The organism is Saccharopolyspora erythraea, from assembly GCF_018141105.1.
GTDB classification, from domain to species: domain Bacteria; phylum Actinomycetota; class Actinomycetes; order Mycobacteriales; family Pseudonocardiaceae; genus Saccharopolyspora_D; species Saccharopolyspora_D erythraea_A.
In genome coordinates this window covers 5,063,910-5,084,933 of sequence record NZ_CP054839.1, presented here as the reverse complement: position 1 = coordinate 5,084,933, position 21,024 = coordinate 5,063,910, and the positions used below count along the sequence as shown (strand labels likewise).

Here is a 21,024-nt window from a genome sequence, read left to right as displayed (position 1 = left end):
GTCCACCCGGCGGCGTATCGGATTGCTCCCTGTTCTCAAGAGGTTTCTGTTGTCGGCTGCCGCTCCCGGCAGCCCTACAAGGAGGTGGATGCATTGCAGCGCAAGTTTTCCATGGTCGCGGCTCTCGTGGGTGCCGTCCTGCTCACCGGGGTCGCCGCCACGGCCGCTTCGGCCGCCACGGGTGAGGTGACGGTCTTCGAGACGGAGACCACGCGGCTCACCACGTACGCGGATCCCTCGGGGTGCTACAAGCTCCCGTTGGCCGCGCACGTGCTCAACAACCACACGGACAGGCCGGTCCGGATCTACGGCGACCCGTTCTGCGCCGGCCCGAGCGTGACGGTGCAGCCCGGGTTCGGTTCGCACGTCGCGCCGGGCAGCGGCAGCTTCTCGGTCTGATCCGCGATTCGCGTCCAGCGGTGGAGCGCCCTGCAGCGTGCGGCGCTCCACCGGTACCGAAGTTCAACGCGCGAACGCGCGCACTCGATCGAGGGGGAACCGTGGCAGACGTCGATCTGGTCGTGGTCGGTTTGGGGTACGTGGGGCTGCCGCTGGCCAGACGGGCCTGCGAGGAGGGTCTCTCGGTGCGTGGACTCGACGTGCGTGCCGAGGTCGCCGAGGGGCTGAACGCCGGGCGTTCGCACGTCGACGACGTCCCGGACTCGGCGGTCGCGGAAATGCGGGCCGCCGGCTTCGCGGCGACGACCGACACCGCGGTGATCTCGCGTGCGGAGACGGTGGTGCTGTGCGTGCCCACCGGGCTCACGGCAGACGGGAAACCCGATCTGGGTTCGGTCCGCGCGGCCGCACGCGCAGCGGCGCCGCACCTGCGGCCCGGGGTGCTGGTGGTGCTGGAGTCGACGAGCTACCCGGGCACCACCGAGGAGGTGGTTCGGCCGATCCTCGAAGCAGGCAGCGGACTGCGCGTCGGCGAGGACTTCCACCTGGCCTACTCGCCGGAGCGCATCGACCCGGGCAACAAGCGCTTCGGGCTGCGCAACACGCCGAAGGTCGTCAGCGGCTGCACCCCGCTGTGCGCGAAGTCGGCCGTCGCCTTCTACGGCAGGTTCGTCGACACCCTGGTGGTCTCGCGCGGCACGCGCGAGGCGGAGATGGCCAAGCTGCTGGAGAACACCTACCGCTACATCAACATCGCGCTGGTGAACGAGGTGGCGCTGTTCTGCGACAAGGTCGGCATCGACGTCTGGGACGTGATGCACTGCGCAGCGACGAAGCCCTTCGGGTTCGCGCCGTTCGCGCCCGGGCCCGGGGTCGGCGGGCACTGCATCCCGGTCGACCCGCTGTACCTGTCGAGCAAGGCCGAGGCGGAGGGCTTCACCTTCGACATGCTCGCCGCGGCACGCGGGATCAACGGGCGGATGCCCGGGCACGTGGTGGACCGGGCGGTGAGCATGCTCTCCGGGATGGGCAAGTCCGTGCGGGGAGCCGAAGTGCTGTTGCTCGGCGTCGCCTACAAACCCGACATCTCCGATACCCGCGAGACTCCCGCGCTGCCGGTGGCGCGCGAGCTGGTGGCACGCGCGGCGTCGGTCACCTACCACGATCCGCACGTCACCGACTTCGCGGTCGACGACGTGCAACTGCCGAGAGCTGAGGAATTGTCGGCGGCTCTGAAGAATTGCGATCTGGCGATTCTTCTGCAGGACCATTCGAGTTATGACCACGCGGTGCTCGCCGCCGCGGAATGCGTGCTCCTCGACACCCGTGGCCAGGTCGCGGGTGAACGAGTCACTTTGCTGTGAGCTCAGTACATCGTTCTGTCCGAGGTGGACGTTCCTCCGGATCACCAGAACGTGTTAATGACGGGATCTGATCAAGGAATATAGGCTTGCGCTGGGCTTCGTGGGGAAGTTCAACGCGAGGCGGCGTCCTCGTCGATCCGGCTGATCGCAGTGGTGTGGATCTGATCGTGGACGTCGTTTTTTCGCAGTACTATCCGATGGGAAAGGAAGTTCTGGTTCTATGACTACGGCCATCGCCAGCGACCGTCTGAAGAAGCGCTTCGACAGGTGGGACTTCGACGGCAACGGCGCTCTGGAGCGGGCGGACTTCGAGAAGGAGGCCCAGCACATCGCGAAGGCCTTCGGCAAGGACGCCGGTGCCGCTGAGGTCCAGACGCTCAAGAACGCCTTCGGCGGGCTCTTCGACTACCTGGCCAAGGAAGCCGGTGTCGGCTCGAACGGCTCCCTCACCGAGGAGCAGTTCATCCGCGTCACCGAGAACCTCGTCTTCGAGCAGGGCGAGGCCAGCTTCAACCGCGTCCTCGGCCCGGTGGTCAAGGGCATCGTGGGGCTGTGCGACAAGAACGCCGACGGCCAGATCAACGCCGACGAGTTCGCGGCGTGGCTGACCGCGCTGGGCATGAGCAAGGCGGAGGCCGCGGAGGCCTTCAACCAGGTGGACACCAACGGCAACGGCGAGCTGTCTCTCGACGAGCTGCTCACCGCCGTGCGTGAATTCCACTTCGGACGGCTGGACGTCGAGCTGCTCGGCTGATCCTGCCGACGGCTGCGCGGGAAGACTCCTGAACGAACAGCGGCCGGTGTTCCCGGATTCGGTCCGGGACACCGGCCGCTGCCGCATTCAGCGGGGGTTGGGGCCTGGGCTGGCGGCAATTCGGCGAGGTGGGTCTCCGGGCTGCCGGCGTACTTCGACGAGGTGGGGCGCTCGATGCAGCCTCTGCCATGTGCGGCCGTAAGACGTGCGGCACAGCTCGGCTCGGGGCAGCGCCCGCCCGCAGCAAACTGAGGAAATCCGGCGGATCAGCGAAACCGCTCGCCGTGAAGGCACGAGGAAGCGGAATCCGGCTTGGCAGTGGGCATGGGCACGATCAGACCGGCATCTCAACAGGCACGTCAACCGGAGCCCGGAGAGGTCGGTGCGTCTGGTGTGGGTTCTGTCTCCTGCCACTGGGGCGAGCGATCGTGGCGGGGGAGCAGGAGCGGCGTCGCCAGGATGAGCAGTCCGGCGACCGCGATCGCGGTGCGGGGGCTGGTGGTGCTCGCCAGCACGCCCCACAGGGCGGTCATGACCGCGATGGTGAGGTTGCTGGTGACCGACCAGGCGGACAGGGTGCGGGAGACCCGGTCCGGTGCGATCTGCTCGAGACGGTATGTCGCGAGGATTGGGTTGAACACTCCCACGCACGTGATCAGCGCGAGCTCTACGACGATGACCAGGGCGAGCCCGGTGGTACCGGGGTGGACGAAGGCCAGCCCGAGCAACCAGCACGCGCGCAGCGCTCCAGCGGTGAGCATCGTCCGGTGCCGCCCGAACCGCGCGACCAGAGGACGGGCGAGCCGTGCACCGATGAGACCACCGATGCAGGGCACGCCGAATGCCAGGCCGTACTGCAGGGGCGTGAAGCCGAGCCGGCCGAGCATGAGCACGGCGAGCAGCGGCGCGGTCGCCATGATCAGGCCGTTGACCAGGATCGTGTTGAAGAACAGAGGGCGCAGCGCCGAGTGGGTCAGGATGTAGCGCCAGCCTTCGAGAACGTCGCGCGGACGCAGCCGTGACGCCTCGGTTCGCGCGGGGTGAGGCTCCCTGCCACCGATGGCGCGGATTCCCACTGCCGAGAGCAGGTAGCTGACCGCATCGGCCAGCACGGTCGTCACCGGACCGAGCAACCCGATCGCGGCTCCGCCCAGTGGCGGGCCGAGCGCGGTCGCGGTCCAGGCCGTGGACTCGAATCGCCCGTTCGCGACGAGCAGGTCGTCCCGCCGCACGATTGCTTTCAGGCACGCTCCGCTGGCCGCCCTGAAGGCGATGTCGGCCGCGGCGACGACGACCGACACCACCAGGAGCTGTGCGAAGCTGAGCAGGTCCAGCGCGAACGCGGCTGGAACGCTCACCACCGCCGCGAACCGGATCAGGTCCGCCGCGATCATCACGGGCCGCTTCCGGCGGAACTCCACCCACGGGCCGAGCGGCACCGCCACCACCGCGCCCACCGCCATCCCCGCCGCTGCCAGCGCCGACACCTCGGTCGGCCCGACGTGCAGCACCAGGACCGCGATCAGGGGGAACGCGTCGAACGCGAACCGCGTGCCGAACGTGCTGACCGCGTAGGCCGCCCAGAGCCACCCGAACTGCCGCCCCAGCGACCGCCTGCCCACCATCCCCGCGCCCCCTTGAGGAACCACTTCTGAGAACCTGCGGCGATGCGGGCTGAGTCCCACACCGCAAGCGGCTGACGCCGCTTCCGGAAGAGTCCCTCGCCGACTCGCCTTCGTGGCATTCGACCAGCGACACCGAATCGCGCGGCGGGCGGGTGGAAATGGGCGTGTTCGTCGCTTCAGCCGACGGGAACCAGTGCCGGGGCGAAGCCGATCGGGAGTTCCGGGCGAAGGTCCAGGTCTGCGCCGGTGACCGGTGACGTGGTGCTGATCAGGATGTTGTAGTGGTTGGGGAAGTGGCACGCGTCGAAGCCGAGCACGGTGCCGACGACGGTGTCGCCCACCCAGAACTGGTCACCGCGGTCGATCACCCCGGCGCAGGCGATCTCGGCGAACCCGAGGAAGCCGACCCGGTCGATGCGGGCGCCGGGCGCGGTCTCGCGGTGGTCGGTCGTGACCAGCTCGTGCACCTCGCCGCGACGCACGCACCGGCTGGCGTGCGGTTCGAGCGACATCCCGCGGTCGTCGCGCCGGTGCAGCAGCACCTTGACTAGCGTTCCGCGCACCGCGCGCTTCGCGCCGTCCTCGTCGTGGTTCATGATCCCTCCAGGTTCGGTAGTGCCGTGCTCGGGCGCTCGGCGCGGTATGCGGCTTCGACGAGTTCCAGTGCCGCGAGGCCGCCGTCGCCGGTGCGCGGTGCCGCGAGGGTGTCGCTGAAGTCGTCGAGGATGCCCGCGTACTCGTGCCAGAGCGACGACTTGAACTCGGGGTGGCCTGCCAGCATGTCTGCGTGCAGCGTCGAACCGTTGTCCAGGACGAGTTCGACGTCCTTGGTCTCGCCCGGATGCGACCAGTCGAGTTCGACCACCGCCTCGACGCCGGTGCCGGAGCGCAGAGCGACGCGAGCCTGCCGGTCGGTACCGGTCCCGTCGCGGGTGATCTCCGAGCCGACCACCTCGACGTCGCCGAGGAACAGACGGACGAGGTCGAAGGCGTTGGGACCGTTGTCGGCCACGCAGCCGCCGCCGCAGCGCTCGGCGTCGAGGTACCAGGTGTCCTGCCCGATGTGCTCCTCGATGAGCTCCAGGTAGCGCACCGCCATCGACCGGATCGGCGCTCCGGTGGCGCGTTGCCGGGCGAGCAGGGCCCGCACGTTGCGGTTGTAGCGGCGGTGGAAGGCGGTGAAGAGCGCGACCTCGCGCATGCGCGCCAGCGCGTCCAGCTCCCGCCCTTCGGCGGCGGAGAGCGTCAGCGGCTTCTCCACGCACACCGCGAGTCCGGCCAGCAGCGCGTCGCGGCAGATCGCGCCGTGCGCGTCGTTGGGCACCGTGACCACCACCGCGTCGAGCCGGGCCTGCGCCATCATCGTGCGGTGGTCCTCGTAGCACGTGACGGTGTCGCGGTGCGGTTCGAGCGCGGCCTCCCGGACGTCGCACACGGCCGCGAGCTCCCACGTGCGGGACGACTCGATGGCAGCCAGGTAGAACCTGGAGATCACGCCCAGCCCGACGACGGCGATGCGCCTGGCCGTCACCGGTGCTCACCTGCCGGTTCGACGCCGAGTCCGAGCCCGACGAGATCGGTGTGCAGGCCCGCTGGAACCGGCACGCCCTCGCGCAGGCGGCTCTGCGCGCGCTCGGCCTCCCACCAGCCCGGATACCGCACGTCGGCGTGTCCGGGTGCCGGTGGGCACGCGTTGATCGTCTCGAACAGTGCCTCGGCGGCGCCGGTGAAGTCGCGGTCGGGGCGCAGCAGCCGCGGTGCGATCGCGAGGGCGGAGAAGCCGATGTCGTCGTCGCGGCCGTGCGGACGCCCGTCGCCGGCGAGTGCCTCGGGTGCGGGACCGAGTCCGGCGCCGGGCAGCAGCGCGCCGAGCAGCTCGACCACGAGGCCCAGGCCGAAACCCTTGTACGCGCCGGTGTCCTGGTCACTGCCGAGCCAGTTCAGGTACGCCTCGCCGCGGTCGAAGGCGGCCGGATCGGTGACCGCGGCGCCGGAGGAGTCCACCAGCCAGCCCGGCGGGACCGGCTCGCCACGCGCCGCGGCGGTGCGGACCCGTCCGGTGGGCACCACCGTCGTGCTCATGTCTAGCACGAACGGATGCCCGGGCAGCGCCGGGGCTGCGACGCTGAGCGGGTTGGTGCCGAGCATGGCCAGCGCCCCGCCCGGCGGCCGGGCGATTCGCTGGCCGCCGCAGTTGCCCAGCAGCACACCGATCATGCCGCGTTCGGCCGCCCGCGCGGTGTGGAAACCGGCGCAGCCGAAGTGCGTGGCGTCGCGCACCGAGACCAGTCCGATGCCGTGCCGGGCGGCCCGGTCGGCCGCCGAGTCCATCGCTTCGGCCGCCGACCAGAGCCCGAGCGCGCGGCGGGAGTCGACCACCGCGCACGCGCCGAGGTCGGTCAGCACGCGCGGTTGAGCGGCGGGGTCCACTCGGTCGCTGTCGAACAGCGGCAGGTACAGGCGGGTCAGGTTGAACAGGCCGTGCGACTCCAGGCCGGTGAGGTCGCCGTAGCAGAGCGCGCTCGCGGCCGTGTGCGCCCGGTCGGCCGGGACACCTCTCTCGGTGAACAGCCGGGTGGTGAACGAGAGCAGGTCGGCGTAGTCGACCCGCACCACGCCGTTCCGGCGTGCCGCGGGCACTTCGTGCGTCATGGGCGGTTTCCGTTCGGTTGGTCCTTGCAGTCCTTCACGAAGTCGACGAGCACGTCGGCGACGGCCGACGCGAACTCCTCGAGCTCGGCCAGCTCGGCGAACTCGCCTTCGGCGTGGGCGTTGTTGCGGTCGAGCGATCCCGGCCCCAGCACGGCGGTGGCGGTGCCGGGCACGCCGTCCATCCAGATGGCGTCGCAGGTGAAGGCGGGCTCGTCGTCGGGCCAGCGGCGCAGTCCGGACCGTTCGAGGAGCTCGGCGGCCCACGGCTCGGTGCCGCGCAGGCACGGCAGGCCGCGCTTGTGCCATTCCAGGGTGGTGATGTCGGCGCAGTCGGCCGCGGTGCGGCCGAACTCCCTGCTACCGGCGAAACGGCGGGTGAAGGCGTGCAGCCCGCCGCGCAGTGCCCCGGCGACCGCCTGTTCCAGCTCGACGCCCTCGGCCGAGGTCGCGTACGACAGGTTGAGCAGCAGCCGGCCCGAGCCGTAGACGCGGTTGTGCATGTCGCCGGTGTGCAGGCCCGCGACGCACACCCGTCCCGGCCGAGACCCCGGGTCGAGCTCGGCGGCGAGGTGCTGGGCCAGGAACCCGAGGAGGACGGTCGCGTTGTGCCCGGTGTCGGGCCGGTCGTCGATGGCGCCCTCCCCGTCGACCCGGACGCATGCGGTCATGGCGGCCGTGGACCGCGTCAGGTAGCGCAGCCCGGTCGGCTCGCAGAAGACGTTGAGCCGGCCGACGAACCCGGACTCGACCAGCGGCCGGGTGCCGAAGGTGCCCATCGCGCCGCCCTCTTCTCCCGACACGACCTGCACCAGCACCGCGATGTCGCGGCCCACGGCGCTTTCCCGCGCCAAGGCGGCGCGGATGCCCGAGAGCAGAGCCACGGCGGGCCCCTTGGCGTCGATGGCGCCACGTCCGGTGAAGCGGGAACCGTTGAACGACACGGGTTCCATCCCGGAGACGGTGTCCAGGTGCACGTTGAACATCACCGTGCGCTCCACCGGCAGCGCCGCGCCGAGCCGCATCACCAGGCTCGGCTGCTGGGACAGGAACGACGGGTCGCGCGCGGCGTCGCGGACGGTGAGCGGCACGTCGGGACGTGTCACCGCCGCGAGCGGAGGGCTCGCGTGGCGCACCCGGCGCAGGCCGATGGCCTCGGCCGCCCGCGCGTACTCGTCCTGCGCCAGCCACATCCGGGTCTGCTCGGCGCCGGAGGCGGCCTCCAGCGGACCGACCGTGCACGTCGAGAGCAGGCTCAGCAGCAGCTTGCGGTCGGACTCGGCCAGCAGGCCCACCACTACGCCACCCCCGGGTCCCGCGACTGCGCCGCGGAGGTCGTCGTCTGCCGGACGAGCTGCCGGAGCCGCTGCCCGGCACGCACGAACAGCTCCGCGGAGTCGCCGTGTGCCCGCAGTCCTTCGTGGGGCCTCGTGGCCAGATGCGGTTCCAGCGACAGCCACCCGCTGTAGCCGGCGTCGCAGAGCATCCGCAGACATTCGGCGACGCCCGCGTCGCCCTCTCCGGGCAGCGTGTAGCCGACCCCGTCCGGTGTCGTGACGGCGTCCTTGACGTGGACGTGCGCGACGTGCGGCAGGACGCGGCCGAGCATCGCGACCGCGTCGTAGCCGTGGGCAACCCCGTTGCCCGTGTCGAAGAGCAGCCGCAGCGCCGGGCTGCCGACCTCGTCGAGCAACCGCAGCATCCGGTCGGCGTCGGAACCCGCCCAGCCCGAGCAGTTCTCGTGCAGCAGCACCAGCCCGGCCTGCTCCGCGCGTTCGGCCAGGTGCTTGATCCGGGTGACGACCCGGTACGCCCAGTCCTGCTCGTCGAGCCCTCCGCCGGGGTAGGACATGATGCGGACGTACCGGGTTCCCAGCGCCGCGCACTGCGCGGTGAGCACGTCGAGCTCGGCCAGGTCGTGGTGGAAGGAACCCGTGATCGGGCGCGCCCAGTTGCCGATCCGCGACGCCAGGCACACCACTTCGAGCCCGGCCTCGCGCACGGCGTCGCGCACCGCCTCGAACTGGCGCGGGTCCAGGTCGGCCATCGCGACACCGTCCACCGTGCGCAGTTCGATCGCACGCCAGTCGAGTCGGCGCAACGCCGATATCTGCCCCGCGAGGCCGACGTCGGCTTCGTCGCCGATGCCGGTGAGCGGGATTGCGTTGTACGGGTGGGTTTTCACGTCGAGATCTCCTCCGGGGTCGAGCCGCGCGCGGTCTCCTTGGCTTCGCACATCAGCCGGATCGCCTCGCTGTGGAGCTGGAAACCGGCCTCGGCCGAGGGTGCACCGGACTGGAAGGCCCGGTAGGTCGCGACGACGAACGCGGTCAGCGCGTCGTCCCGGAACACGTGGTGCGCGCGCTGCGGACCCTCGACGGTCAGCTGCGCGTGGTCGTCGTTCTCGCTCAGCGGGTAGTGCCCGGTGGCCGAGCCGCGCTCGAACTCCAGCCGCACCCTGCGCTGCTGCACCGGCGAGGTGAGGTCGGAGAAGATCTCGCTGACCACCCCGGACTCGTGCCCGAGAGCGAGCCGTGCGCTGCCCATCCCGGGCAGCACGACGTCGTCGCCGACCCGCATGTCGGTCCGCTCGGCAGAGAGCAGCCGGGCCGGGCCGGCGAGGCGGAGCACGACGCCGAGCGAGTGCGGCACCTCCACGTCGAAGGCGGTGGGGTGCCCGTTGGTGCTCAACGAACGGGAGAAGCGGGGTTTGTGCTGCGTGAAGGTGATCGAACGCAGCGCTCCGAACGGCTGGTCCCGCACCAGCTCGGCCAGCCGGCGGGTCAGCTCGGAGGCCAGCCAGTGCGCGACCACCACCACTTCCAGCCCCAGCTCGCGGCGCAACCGGTCGATGCGCAGCAGCTCGTCCACGCCGGTCGCAAGCGGTTTCTCCACCACGAGCTTGCGGACCCCGAGCGCGCCGAGCTGCCTGATCACCTCAAGCCGCGCGACGGGAGGTGTGCAGACATGGGCCACAGTGGACTCCGGATCGGTGGTGGACACCGCCGCGGTGAGGGAGTCCCGCACGCTCAGGCCCGGCACCTGCTGCCCGGCGTCCTGGCGCGGGTCCCAGGCGGGTACCGGGCCCGGGGCGATGAGCCCCTGCTCGCACGACCGGGCGCGGGCCAGCACGCGCAGGTGCAGGCCCACCCCGGCGCGGCCGAGTCCGACCACGAGTGGTTGCAGCATCGTTCTCCGTAGACGTCGGCGTCAATTCGGGTGAAAGGAGAAAAGGTGCGCCCGGTTGTGTTGTCGGCGGAAACCGGAACGCGGTTGGCGGGAGCCGCGAGGCGGTCCGGCCGGACACCATAGCGAGTGTTTTCCGAGGCGCCGCAACCGACTCCGGAACGAGCGACCGATCCTCACCGCAACGGGTGAAAAACCGCGTTGTGAGCGAAGTTTGCTTTTCAGTGCGAGCGGGCGTCCGCTAGCTTCGTCGGCGAAGATCAGCTACTGGGTGTGGAGTGTGGTCGAATTGTCCCGCTGGTTTCGCGGGCAGGACTCTGCTGGGTCGGACACCGAGGACGCGGAGGTCGATGACCCGGGATCGGCGGCCACCGCTGTGCGGGCCCCGGAGCCGGTTCCCTTCTTCTCGCAGGCCGCGTCGTTCGAGAGCGCGTGGGCGCTGATCCGGGAGCGGATCGGCGCGGTTTTCGACAACGGGAAATTCTCGCACGGCGCGCAGGTCGCGGAATTCGAGGAAGCGCTGGCTGCATATACCGGTGCGCGATATGCCATCGGGGTCAACAGCGGTACCGACGCGCTGGTGCTGCTGCTGCGCGCCTGCGGGCTGCGGCCCGGCGACGGGGTGGTGGTGCCCGCCTTCTCGTTCGTGGCGACAGCGTCGTCGGTCGTGCTCGCCGGAGGCAGACCGCAGTTCGCCGACATCGATCCGGCCACCTACGCGCTGGACCCCGCCGAGGTCGGCAGGACGGCCGGTCCGGACAGCCGTTTCGTGCTGCCCTCGCACCTGTTCTGGCAGATGGCGGACATGACGGGACTGGCAGAGGCCGCCGCCGCGCACGACCTGACCGTCGTCGAGGACAGCGCCGAAGGCATCGGCATGCGCCAGGGCGGGGTGCACGCGGGCCTGCACGGCGCGGGCGGTGTGCTGTCGTTCTTCCCGAGCAAGACCCTCGGCGCGATCGGCGACGCGGGCGCGGTGCTCACCGACGACCCCGAGGTCGCCGAGCTGGTCTCGGGACTGCGCCACCACGGGCGGTTCGGCCGTACGCTGGACAATTTCCCCGGAATTTCCACCGAGACCGCGCTGCCGGGGATGAACAGCAAGATGGACGACATCCAGGCCGCGGTCCTGCTCGCCAAGATGACATTCCTCGACCGCGACATCGCGCGCCGCGCGATGCTGGCCGAGGCGTATCGGCAGCGGCTGCACGACATGCCGGGAATTGTGCGGATTCCCGAATTGGCCGAACGCGGACCGGGCTCGAACGCCGTTTTCTACGTGTACCTGATCGAGGTCGAACGTCGCGACGAGCTGGTCGAGCACCTGGCGTGGCGCGGAATCGGGACCGAGACCTACTACCCGGTCCCGCTGCACCTGCAACCCTGTTTCGCCGAACTCGGCCATGCCGAGGGCGATTTCCCGCACGCCGAGGCCGCCTGTTCGCGAGCGGTCGCGCTGCCGCTCTACCCGGATCTCGGCGTGGACCAGGTCGACCGGGTGTGTGCAGCCATCGGCGAGTTCTACACCGGGAGGAACGCGTGAATTCCGACGAGATCCCGTTCTTCCCGCCCGACCTCTTCGAGGGCGACCGCAAGGTGCTGCTCAACCTGGTCCGCGAGATCGGCACCTCCCGCGACCAGCGATTCATCCTCGGCGACCGGACCGCGGCGTTCGAGGAGCAGCTGCGCGCGCAGCTCGGTGCGGCCGGCGTCGTCGCGTGCGGCAGCGGCACCACGGCCCTCACGCTCGTGCTGCGGGCGATGGGCATCGGCGCCGGGGACGAGGTGGTCGTCCCGGCGTTCGGCTGCGCCCCGCTGGCGTCGTCGGTGGTGAGCGTGGGCGCCGAGCCGGTGTTCGCCGACATCGACCCCGACGCGATGGTGCTGGACCCCGGCCACGCGGAGGAGGCGATCTCGCCGCGCACCAGGGCCGTGATGCCCGCGCACATGTTCTCGGTGATGGCCGACATGCCGCGGTTCGCCGAGCTGGCCGACCGCGCCGGCCTGCGGCTGGTCGAGGACTCGGCCGTCGCGCAGGGCGCCGTGCTGCACGGCACCCCGGCGGGGCTGTGGGGCGAGGCGGGCGTGTTCTCTTTCGTGCAGGTCAAGTCCTTCGGCATGCCAGGGGAGGGCGGCGCGGTCGTCACCCGCGACGACGAGATCGCCCGCGCGGTGCGGATGCTGCGCAACCACGGCCAGGACGGCAGGCAGCGCTTCGTGCACCACGTCGTCGGCTACAACAGCAGGTTCGACGAGATCCAGGCCGCGTTCCAGTCCTACCGGCTCGCGGGCTTCGCCGCCCGGCTGGAACGCCGCGCCGGAATCGCCGAGTACTACACCGAACGGTTCGCCCCGCTGGCCGAGGCGGGCGTGGTGCCCCCGCCGGCCGGCCGTGAGGGGCGTTGCTACTACGTGTACTCGGTGCAGGCCGAGCGCCGCGACGAGCTGCGCGAACACCTCGCGTCGCGCGGCATCGCCTCGCACGTGTACTACCCGGCGCCGCTGCCGATGCAGCCCGCGTTCAGCCGCTACTCCGCGGAGGGGCAGCGGTGGCCGAACGCGGAGCGGGCGAGCCGGCGCATCCTGGCGCTGCCGGTCTACCCGCACCTGACCGACGCTCAGGTCGAGCGCATCGCCGACGCGGTGTGCGAGTTCGCGGGCGAGCGGTCGGAGGCAGGGGCGCACGCATGGTTCACCGCTTCCGAACCGGGGCTGGCCGGTGAGCTGGTTTCCGACGGCGAACCCGGCCACGGCGCCGGAACCGCGGGGGACGACGAGGACGGCAACGGCGCCGAACCGCAGGCAGAACAGGACTTCACCACCGATCCGGCGGTCGCCGAGCCAGGCCCGTCCGGTGGTGGCCGGACACGAGCAGACCAGAAGGAACCGAGCAGCACATGACGAGCGGTACTGACGTCGCACGGCCGGACACGGCGGTGCGGCCGGAGAGCAAGGTGCGGAGCTACGCCCGGCTGGGCAAGCTCGACGTGTACGACTACTACCTGAGCTTCCTGGTGGTGCTTTCGGCGCTGGTCCTGCCGGTCGGCGCGCTCGATGCGGGTACCGCGGTGATGGTGCTGGTGTACCTGCTGGGCGCGGTCTTCACGATCGTCGCGATGGTGGCGTTCGACGACCTGACCGGTTACCGCGACGGCAGCGACATCAGGAACTACGGGCCGGACGCGCCGACCCGCAAGAAGCTGCGCAAGCCGCTGGTAGCGGGGACCCTGACCCCGCGCGAAGCCCTGTTGTTCGGCTGGATCACCGCCGCCGTCGGCGGGGTGCTGTGGGTGGCGGCGGTCGCACTGGCGCCGCATCGTCCGATGTGGACGATCGTCACCATCGCGGCCACGTTCGTCGTCTCCCTGCAGTACTCCTACGGCGTCAAGCTGAGCTACCACGGGTTCCAGGAGGTCTTCCTGGTCGCGCTGGGCGCCTCGCTCGTGCTGTCGCCGCTCGGGCTGGCCACCGGTGCGTTCTCCGGGTTCCTGCTCGTGCAGTCGGTGCTGTTCGGGCTCGGGCCGCTGATGTTCGGGGTGTACTCCAACACCAACGACGTCGAGGGCGACCGGAGTGTCGGACGGCCCACCGTGGCGTCGCTGGTCTCGCCCAGGGGCAACGCGGTGTTCATCGGCGCGCTGTCGGCGGCGGAGTACCTGATCGCGCTGGTCGCCTCGGCGACCGGGATCGCGCCGTGGTGGTTCGCGGTGCTGATGCTGCCCGCCGCCGTGCTGCGCGCCCGGCAGTTCCAGCTCGGCTTCGGCAAGGGCGACATCATGCGCGCTCGCAAGCTCGGCTTCGCCGTGCACCGCGTGACCGTCGTGCTGCTGGTCGCGGCCAACCTGCTGGTCGGACTGGGAATCGCGGTATGACGCCGGATCTGGACGTGGCAGTGGTCGGCGCCGGCATCGCCGGGCTGACCGCCGCCCACGAGCTGCAGCGGTCCGGACTCGCCGTCCGGGTCTACGAGGCCGAGCCCCACGTCGGCGGCCGGATGGCGAGCTTCCGCTACGAGGGCTACACGATCGACCAGGGTGCCGAGCAGATCTCCCCGCGCGGCTACCGCGCGACGTGGGAGCTGCTGCGCAGGCTGGGTGTGCCGCTCGACGAGATCCCGCTGATCGGCAAGTCCATCGGCATGTGGCGCGGCGGGAGAGCGCACCCCGGTGTCGCCGAACGCGGCGCGCTGCTGACCGGTGCCGGGTTGTCCGCGCGGGCCCGGCTGGACCTCGCGCGGTTCCTGGCCTGGGCGTCGCGGCGCAGGCGCGAGTTCGACCCGGATCACCCCGAGGCCACGCCCGCGGGAGAGGCCACGGTCGCCGCGTTCGCCCGGCGTTACCACCCCGACCTGCACGACTACCTGTTCCAGCCGGTGGCGGGCAGCTTCTTCGGCTGGGACACCACGCGTTCGGCCGCGGCGTCGATGCTGAGCCTGCTGGTCGCGGTCGGCGATGCCGCGTCCTGGCGCACCTACCGCGACGGCATGGACACCCTCGCGCTGCGGCTGGCCCGCGAGCTGGACGTGGCGGTCGGGCGCATGGTCGGCGAGGTGGTCGCCGACCGCGACTTCGCCCGCCTGTCTGTCGGTGGCGAGGTGGTGACGGCAAGGACGGTGCTGCTGTGCGTGCCCGCGCCGATCGCGGCGCGGCTGCACGCCAACCCGCCCCCCTCGGAACTGGCGTTCCTGCGGGCCTGCACGTTCACCCCGGCCCTGAAGGTGAGCTGCCTGCTCGACCGCCCGCTCGAGCCGGAGTCGAGCAGGCCGCTGTACGTGCTGCTGACGCCGGAGGCCGAGGACGACGTGCTCTCCGGCATCATCGTCGACCACGCCAAGCACCCCGGCCGGGCGCCGGCGGGCCGTGGCCTGCTCAGCCTGATGGCCAGTGCCAGGACGATCCCGTCGCTGCTGGAGGCGCCGGAACAGGAGGTCGTCGCGCGGCTCACCAACGCCGTCCCGCGCTACCTTCCCGGGTTCGGGGCAGCCAACGTCGCCAACTTCGTCCACGGCTTCCGCTACGGGCTGCCCGAAGCCACTCCGGCGGCGCTGCGGGCGCGCGCCGGGTTCATGGCGCGGCCCGTCGGTTCGGTCGACTACGCCGGTGACTGGGTGATGCTGCGCCCGGCGAGCGAAGGAGCCGTGCGCGCGGGCGTGCTCGCCGCGTCCCGGACCCTGAGCAGGCTGGGCACATCGCGACCGGCCACACGAACCGCCGCATGAACCGCGCAGGTCGGTCGCGACCCCCGGAGGCGCCCGAGGTCGCGCCGGGCGACCCACTGCGCAGGCCACTTCCGAAGAACCCAGGAGACGAGAGCGCGTGAAACCGCACGACATGGGTGTCCTATTCGACGAGTGCGCGCAGCGCGGGACGGACACCAGGGTGCACCTGGACCGCCCCTTCGACATCGCCCCGGACAGCGGACGAGACCACGACGTCGCGTCGCTGGCCGCGCTGGTCCGCGACGCCGCCGGCTGGCTCGCGGCGGCCGGCGCGCGGCGCGCCGACCGGATCGCGATCGTCAAGGCCGACCACTGGGACTACGACCTGCTGGCGTGCGCGGCGGTGCGGCTGGGCGCCGTCCCCGCGCAGCTGTCGGCGCACCTGTCCGGCGAGTCGCTGGGCGTGCTGCTCAAGCGCCTGGAGCCCGCGGTGCTGGTCACCGACGCCGCGATGCTCGAGCGCTGCCGCGAGCAGGGCGTGGACATCGCCTCCTTCGCCCGCGTGGTGCTGGCGCTGGGTGATCCGGTGGAAGGTGCGCTCGCGCTGCACGACGTGCTCGGCGCCCAACCTCCGGCTCCGCGCAGCCGGGACGATGCCGCTCCGCTGGTGATCCACCACACCTCCGGCACGACCGGTGTGCCGAAGCTGGTGGTGCACTCGACCCGGACGATCATCGGCAAGCTGGCGCGCTTCGAGTCCAACCGGATCCCGCGCATCGGGCTGCGCACCGACGACACGCTCCTCAACGCGAACACGTTCGCCCACGGGCGCACCTTCTGCTGGACGGCCAGCGCGATGTGCCTGGCGCCCAAGCGCATCACCATCCTCACCGACCACGACCCCGACCGCGCCGACCCTGTGCTGCGCGCGCACCCGCCGACGGTCGTGGAGGCGTTGCCGGCCACCTACGTCCGGCTCCAGCGGCTGACCGAGCGGCTGGACAACCCGTTCCGCCGGGTCCGGCTCTTCGTCAGCACCTACGACGCGATGCACCCGCCGGCGATCCGCGCCTACCTCGCCGCCAGCCGCCACCGCAGTCCGCTGTGGATGCAGGGGTGGGGGCAGACCGAGACCGGTCCGCTCACCTTCCGCTTCCACACCCGCGGCTCGATGGTGTCGAAGTACAGCCGCAAACCAGGCACCCGGAACCTCGGGCGGGCGGTTCCCTTCAAGACCGGCATCAAGGTCGTCGACCCGGACACCTTCGAACCGGTCCGGCGCGGCAGGCCCGGCCTGGTGTTCACCCGCACCGAGGCGCTGTGCCTGGGATATGTCGGGGAGATGCGGCGCTGGTCGGCCAAGCGCGTCGGGGACTGGTGGAACACCGGCGACATCGGGGTGCGCAACCGCGACGGCAGCGTGCTCCTGCTGGACCGCGAGGTCGACCGGGCCGACGGGATGAGCTGCCTGGAGATCGAGGACATCCTCGACGACCGGCTGCGGGAGGTGCAGGAGTGCGTGGTCCTGGCCTGCCAGGACCGTCCGCCGCTGCCGGTCGCGGTGACCGAGGACGGCGCGCTCGACCGGGCGGCCTGGCAACGAGCGGTCCGCGACCTGCCGCGAATGCAGGACCCGGTGCCGCTGACCTGGCAGCAGGTTCCCAGGACCGGCACCGGCAAGGTCCGCAGGCTCGACCTGCTGGAGCAGCTCACCGGGTGCGCCGACACCTACGGCTCGGGCCGCTGGACGTAGGCGCGCCGTGCCAGTCACCGACACCGGCGAGCAGGCCGGTTACGTCTTCGACAACGACAACGCGCACAGCGGCGGCCACCACCGTTTCCTCGCCTCGGCGCACGATCCGATGACAATCGCGAGGCTGGCCGAGACCGGCGTGGGCTCCGGGTGGCGGTGCCTGGAGGTCGGCGCCGGGGGCGGCAGCGTCGCGGTGTGGCTGGCCGAACGGGTCGCGCCGACGGGCAGCGTGCTGGCCACCGACGTGAAGCCGCAGCGCATCCCGCGGCGTCCCGGGCTGACCGTCGTCCGGCACGACGTGACCAGCGATCCGCTGCCGGAGTCGGAGTTCGACCTCGTCGTCGCGAGACTCGTGCTGCGCCACCTGCCGCAGCGAATCGAGGTGCTGGGCAGGCTCGTCCGCGCACTCAAACCCGGGGGACTGCTCCAGATCGACGAGTTCGACACCTCCTACGAGCCGCCGCTGGTCACGCCGGACGAGCGGTCGCGGCAGGTGTACGAGGATTTCATCGCCGCCAAGGACGCGGTGATGCGCGCGGCGGGAGTCGAGCCCGCGTTCGGCAGGCACGTCGCCGCGGCGATGCGCGACGCGGGGCTGGTCGACATCGACCCGCGGCCGTTCATCCAGCTCCGCCGCGCCGGATCGGCCGATCTGGAGCAGTTGGTCAACCACACGTTCCACCTCGGGGACGCGCTGGTCGCGGCGGGCATGACCGACGAGCGGCTCGCCGAGGTCAGGTCCGCGATGCGCGACCCGTCCTTCCTCGCCGCCTCCAGCGTCATGTACTCCGTGCACGGCACCCGCCCACTGGACGGTGCGTTCCGATGACCCTCTCACCCACGTCGAGCGGTTCCCGCTGCGCGGTGGCCTCGGAGGTCGCCGCGCGGAACCTGGCGCTGCTACCGGACCTCCCGCCCGACGAGCCCGAATGCGAGATCGACTGGGCGGGCCCCGTGGACCTGCCGCTGGGCGGCGAGACCGCCGTGCAGGCCGCGTGCGGGATCATGCACGTCCACGGTCGTGCCTTCGGCCGACCGACGCCGCTCGCGGTGGACTACGCGTCCGCGACCGCCGGCGTGCTCGCAGCCCAGGGCGTTCTCGCCGTGCGCATCGCACGGGCCAGGGGACTGGAGCTGCGCGGCGTGCGCACGTCGGTGAGCCAGGCGGCGCTGATCGCCGTGTCGCAGTACCTGGCCGCGGCCACTGCCGACGATCCCGAGGAGCCCCGGCCGGCCGGAGCACCGGATTTGCGCTCGTCCGACGGAGTCTGGTTCGAGATCGAGACCCTCGACGCACTGGACTGGCTGCGGTTCTGGAGCGTGCTGGAGGCCGACCCGGGTGCGGTGCGGCGGGGCTGGCGGCCGTTCCAGCAACGGTTCGCGACCGCCACCTGCGCGCTTCCCGCGCCGCTGCGGGAGACCGCGGCGAGCCGGACCTTCGCCGCGATCACCGAGGCTGCGACCGCCACCGGCATCAGCGTGCTGCCCGTCCGGGACCGGCCCGGCCATCCGGCAGACGTCCCCGCGTGGCGCATCACGCCGATGCCGGAAGGCGAAGTCCGCCCATCCGGGCGGCCCGGCGCGCTGCCGCTGGAGGGTCTGGTCGTCGTGGAGTCGACGCGGCGCGTCCAGGGCCCCGTCGCGGGGCATCTGCTGCGGCTGCTCGGCGCCGAGGTCGTGCGCATCGAGCCACCCGGAGGCGACCCGATGCGCGGCATCCCGCCGATGGCGGGGGACTGCTCGGCGCGCTTCAGCGCCCTCAACGCGGGCAAGCGGGTCGTCGAACTGGACCTGAAGTCCGCCGCCGGGCGGCGGGGCGTCCACGAACTCGTCGCCGACGCCGACGTCTTCCTGCACAACTGGGCGCCGGGCAAGGCCGAGCAGCTGGGGCTGGACGCCTGCGACCTGGCGCGCAGCCGGCCAGGTCTGATCCACGCGTGGGCGTCGGGCTGGGGTCCGGAGTTCGGGGAGGACCCGCCGCTGGGAACGGACTTCCTGGTGCAGGCCCACAGCGGGCTGGCCGCGGCCGTCGGTCCGGACGGCGCGGCACCGCGGCCGTCGCTGATGACCCTCACCGACGTCATGGGCGGTCTGGTGTGCGCGCAGGGCGTGCTGGCAGCACTGCTGAACCGGCTGCTGACCCGTCGAGGCGCCAGGGTCGACTCGTCGTTGTTCTCGGCCGCAGGGGTGATTCCCCGGGCGAGAACCACTTCTCGCGGTCCATTGCGGACAGCGGACGGATTCCTCGTGTTGGAGCCGGAATCGTGGGGCCAGGTCGCCGCCGCGCTCGCACCGGGCGCCGGGCCTGAAGACGTCGAGACGCGTTGCGCTGCCGCGCCGACCGTCGCACTGCAGGACGTCCTCCGCGCCGCGGGCGTCAACGCGACCGCGGTGTGCACCGACCTGCGGGCGTTGGCGGCCGACCCCCGGTTCGGCCGGGCGCTGGGTAGCGCGGAGCACGCCTTCCCACTCGCACCTTGGGAGTTCTCATGAGCACACCGTGGGTTTCGTCGAACGGTGTCGAGATCCGCGATCTCGTGCCCGCTGGGCTGCGCAGGCAGTGGTGCGACGAAGGCCGTTGCCCCGACCGGGACCTGTACTCGTCGTTCAGCGAGCACGTGCGCCGCCATCCCGATCGTCCCGCGTTGATCGACGCCCGCGGCACCCTGGACTACGCGGGTCTCGACGCCCGCGTGCGCGGCATCGCGGCAGCGTTCGCCGCGGCCGGACTGGGGGAGCGCGACATCATCGGCATCCGGCTGCCCAACGGACGCGACATGGTCGCCACCGAGCTCGCGGTCGCCGCGATCGGTGCGGTGGCCCTGCCGTACCCGGCGGGCCGCGGCAGCCGGGACACGCTGAGCCTGCTCGGCCGCTCCCGCGCCGGCGCCGCGGTCTTCGCCGACCCCGCCGACGTGGCGTCGCGTGACGAGCTACCCGACCTGCGGGCGGTGTTCACCTTCGGGCGGCCGGTCGCCGGAGCGAGGTCGCTGGGCCTGCTGCCCGCAGGCACGCGGTGGCGTCCCGGGCGCCACGACGCCGAGTCACCGGCGCGGATCCTGGTCTCTTCCGGCTCGGAGGCGGAGCCGAAGATGGTGGCGTACTCGCACAACGCGATGACCGGCGGGCGGGCGAACTACGTGCGCGCGCTGCACGGCGGAACGGAACTCGTGCGCGATCTCGTGCTCGTGCCGCTCGCGTCGTCGTTCGGCTCCTGCGGTACGTCGGTGACGATCGCCGCGCTGGGCGGCACGCTCGTGCTCGTCGACGCATTCGACCCCGGCACCGCGCTGCGCGCGATCACCGAGCACCGGCCGACCCACGTGTTCGGGGTGCCGACGATGCTGCGCAGGCTGGCCGACCACCCGCCGGCCGAAGGCGAGGACCTGTCGAGCCTGCGGGCCCTGGTCTCCAGCGGGGCGGCGCTGCCGGAGGCGACCGCGCGGGCGTGCCGGGACCGGTTCGGCCGCGAGGTTATCGCGGTGTACGGGTCGTCGGACGGCGTCAACTGCCACACGGCTCGCACCGGGCTCGCGCCGGACACCGGGACCGGACTGCCCGACCCGGCGGTCGCCGACATCCGCATCACCGACGAGCGAGGCGAGCCCGTCGCCACCGGTGAACCGGGTGAGATCTGCGCGCTGGGCCCGATGACGCCCCTGTGCTACGTCGCGAGTCCGGAGCTCGACGACCGCTACCGCACCGCCGGAGGCTGGGTTCGCACCGGAGACCGGGGTTTCCTGGACGGTCGCGGCCGCCTGCACGTGCTCGGGCGGATCAGGCAGGTCGTCGTGCGCGGCGGCCTCAACATCAGCCCCGCGGAGGTCGAACGGGAGCTCGGCACGCACCCGGCGATCGCGGACGCGGTGTGCGTGGCCGTCGCCGATCAGGAACTGGGGGAGCGGATGTGCGTGTGCGTCACCCAGCCGACCGGTTTGCCGCCCGTCACGCTCACCGAGATCACCACTTTCCTGGAGCGGGAACGCGGCCTGGAACGCAGGAAGCTCCCCGAACTGCTGCTCGCCGTCGAGGAGATGCCGCTCGGGCCGACCGGCAAGATCTGCCGCCGCACGCTGTCCGAGATGGCCGCAGGACAGCAGCGAACCTCCGAGGCCGCGGTCTGAAACGCTTTGAGT

Annotated in this window: 18 protein-coding genes; 11 read left to right on the top strand and 7 right to left on the bottom strand. The window is 71.6% G+C overall.

Annotated features, from left to right (window positions below; genetic code table 11):
- Positions 1-93: 93 nt before the first annotated feature.
- From HUO13_RS22940 to HUO13_RS22930, 3 genes are all read left to right on the top strand, one after another.
- Positions 94-399 (top strand): hypothetical protein, encoded by a 306-nt coding sequence (locus HUO13_RS22940; RefSeq protein ID WP_249123961.1) that lies wholly within the window; start codon positions 94-96, stop codon positions 397-399.
- Between the two features lie 101 nt (positions 400-500).
- Positions 501-1,763 (top strand): nucleotide sugar dehydrogenase, encoded by a 1,263-nt coding sequence (locus HUO13_RS22935; protein ID WP_211897162.1) that lies wholly within the window; start codon positions 501-503, stop codon positions 1,761-1,763.
- A 220-nt stretch (positions 1,764-1,983) separates the two neighbouring features.
- Positions 1,984-2,517 carry an EF-hand domain-containing protein gene (locus tag HUO13_RS22930; protein WP_211897161.1) on the top strand — a complete coding sequence of 178 codons (534 nt, stop codon included), beginning with the start codon at positions 1,984-1,986 and terminating at the stop codon, positions 2,515-2,517.
- Between the two features lie 359 nt (positions 2,518-2,876).
- Here the strand turns inward: HUO13_RS22930 and HUO13_RS22925 are convergent, their stop codons facing one another.
- From HUO13_RS22925 to HUO13_RS22895, 7 genes are all read right to left on the bottom strand, one after another.
- Positions 2,877-4,142, bottom strand: coding sequence for an MFS transporter (locus tag HUO13_RS22925; protein ID WP_211897160.1), 1,266 nt, complete (start codon positions 4,140-4,142; stop codon positions 2,877-2,879).
- A gap of 176 nt (positions 4,143-4,318) precedes the next feature.
- Positions 4,319-4,738 carry a DUF6917 domain-containing protein gene (locus HUO13_RS22920; RefSeq protein ID WP_211897159.1) on the bottom strand — a complete coding sequence of 140 codons (420 nt, stop codon included), beginning with the start codon at positions 4,736-4,738 and terminating at the stop codon, positions 4,319-4,321.
- Positions 4,735-5,673, bottom strand: a complete 939-nt coding sequence (locus HUO13_RS22915; RefSeq protein WP_211897158.1) for a Gfo/Idh/MocA family protein — start codon at positions 5,671-5,673, stop codon at positions 4,735-4,737. Before HUO13_RS22915 ends, HUO13_RS22920 begins: the two co-directional genes overlap by 4 nt.
- A complete protein-coding gene (locus HUO13_RS22910) occupies positions 5,670-6,794 on the bottom strand; it encodes an Ldh family oxidoreductase (RefSeq protein WP_211897157.1) in 1,125 nt (374 codons plus the stop codon). The genes HUO13_RS22915 and HUO13_RS22910 overlap by 4 nt, the downstream gene beginning before the upstream one ends.
- Positions 6,791-8,089, bottom strand: coding sequence for a M20/M25/M40 family metallo-hydrolase (locus HUO13_RS22905; RefSeq protein ID WP_211897156.1), 1,299 nt, complete (start codon positions 8,087-8,089; stop codon positions 6,791-6,793). Before HUO13_RS22905 ends, HUO13_RS22910 begins: the two co-directional genes overlap by 4 nt.
- A complete protein-coding gene (locus tag HUO13_RS22900; RefSeq protein WP_211897155.1) occupies positions 8,089-8,976 on the bottom strand; it encodes a sugar phosphate isomerase/epimerase family protein in 888 nt (295 codons plus the stop codon). Before HUO13_RS22900 ends, HUO13_RS22905 begins: the two co-directional genes overlap by 1 nt.
- Positions 8,973-9,980, bottom strand: coding sequence for a Gfo/Idh/MocA family oxidoreductase (locus HUO13_RS22895; protein WP_211897154.1), 1,008 nt, complete (start codon positions 9,978-9,980; stop codon positions 8,973-8,975). The genes HUO13_RS22900 and HUO13_RS22895 overlap by 4 nt, the downstream gene beginning before the upstream one ends.
- Before the next feature lie 277 nt (positions 9,981-10,257).
- Between HUO13_RS22895 and HUO13_RS22890 the strand changes: the two genes are divergently transcribed.
- The 8 genes from HUO13_RS22890 to HUO13_RS22855 all read left to right on the top strand — a co-directional run bounded on the left by HUO13_RS22890 (position 10,258) and on the right by HUO13_RS22855 (position 21,012).
- On the top strand, positions 10,258-11,520 hold the full coding sequence (locus HUO13_RS22890; protein ID WP_432757763.1) for a DegT/DnrJ/EryC1/StrS family aminotransferase: 1,263 nt from the start codon (positions 10,258-10,260) through the stop codon (positions 11,518-11,520).
- The gene (locus HUO13_RS22885) at positions 11,517-12,878 is read left to right on the top strand and encodes a DegT/DnrJ/EryC1/StrS family aminotransferase (protein ID WP_211897153.1); all 1,362 of its coding nucleotides are present in this window, start codon (positions 11,517-11,519) and stop codon (positions 12,876-12,878) included. The genes HUO13_RS22890 and HUO13_RS22885 overlap by 4 nt, the downstream gene beginning before the upstream one ends.
- Positions 12,875-13,849 carry a UbiA family prenyltransferase gene (locus HUO13_RS22880; protein ID WP_211897152.1) on the top strand — a complete coding sequence of 325 codons (975 nt, stop codon included), beginning with the start codon at positions 12,875-12,877 and terminating at the stop codon, positions 13,847-13,849. Before HUO13_RS22885 ends, HUO13_RS22880 begins: the two co-directional genes overlap by 4 nt.
- Positions 13,846-15,195, top strand: coding sequence for a protoporphyrinogen/coproporphyrinogen oxidase (locus HUO13_RS22875; protein ID WP_211897151.1), 1,350 nt, complete (start codon positions 13,846-13,848; stop codon positions 15,193-15,195). Before HUO13_RS22880 ends, HUO13_RS22875 begins: the two co-directional genes overlap by 4 nt.
- A 112-nt stretch (positions 15,196-15,307) precedes the next feature.
- Positions 15,308-16,888 (top strand): AMP-binding protein, encoded by a 1,581-nt coding sequence (locus HUO13_RS22870; protein ID WP_211903062.1) that lies wholly within the window; start codon positions 15,308-15,310, stop codon positions 16,886-16,888.
- A gap of 7 nt (positions 16,889-16,895) precedes the next feature.
- On the top strand, positions 16,896-17,717 hold the full coding sequence (locus HUO13_RS22865; protein ID WP_211897150.1) for a class I SAM-dependent methyltransferase: 822 nt from the start codon (positions 16,896-16,898) through the stop codon (positions 17,715-17,717).
- Positions 17,714-19,381, top strand: a complete 1,668-nt coding sequence (locus tag HUO13_RS22860) for a CoA transferase (protein ID WP_211897149.1) — start codon at positions 17,714-17,716, stop codon at positions 19,379-19,381. The genes HUO13_RS22865 and HUO13_RS22860 overlap by 4 nt, the downstream gene beginning before the upstream one ends.
- Positions 19,378-21,012 (top strand): class I adenylate-forming enzyme family protein, encoded by a 1,635-nt coding sequence (locus HUO13_RS22855; RefSeq protein ID WP_211897148.1) that lies wholly within the window; start codon positions 19,378-19,380, stop codon positions 21,010-21,012. Before HUO13_RS22860 ends, HUO13_RS22855 begins: the two co-directional genes overlap by 4 nt.
- The last annotated feature ends 12 nt before the right edge of the window (positions 21,013-21,024 follow it).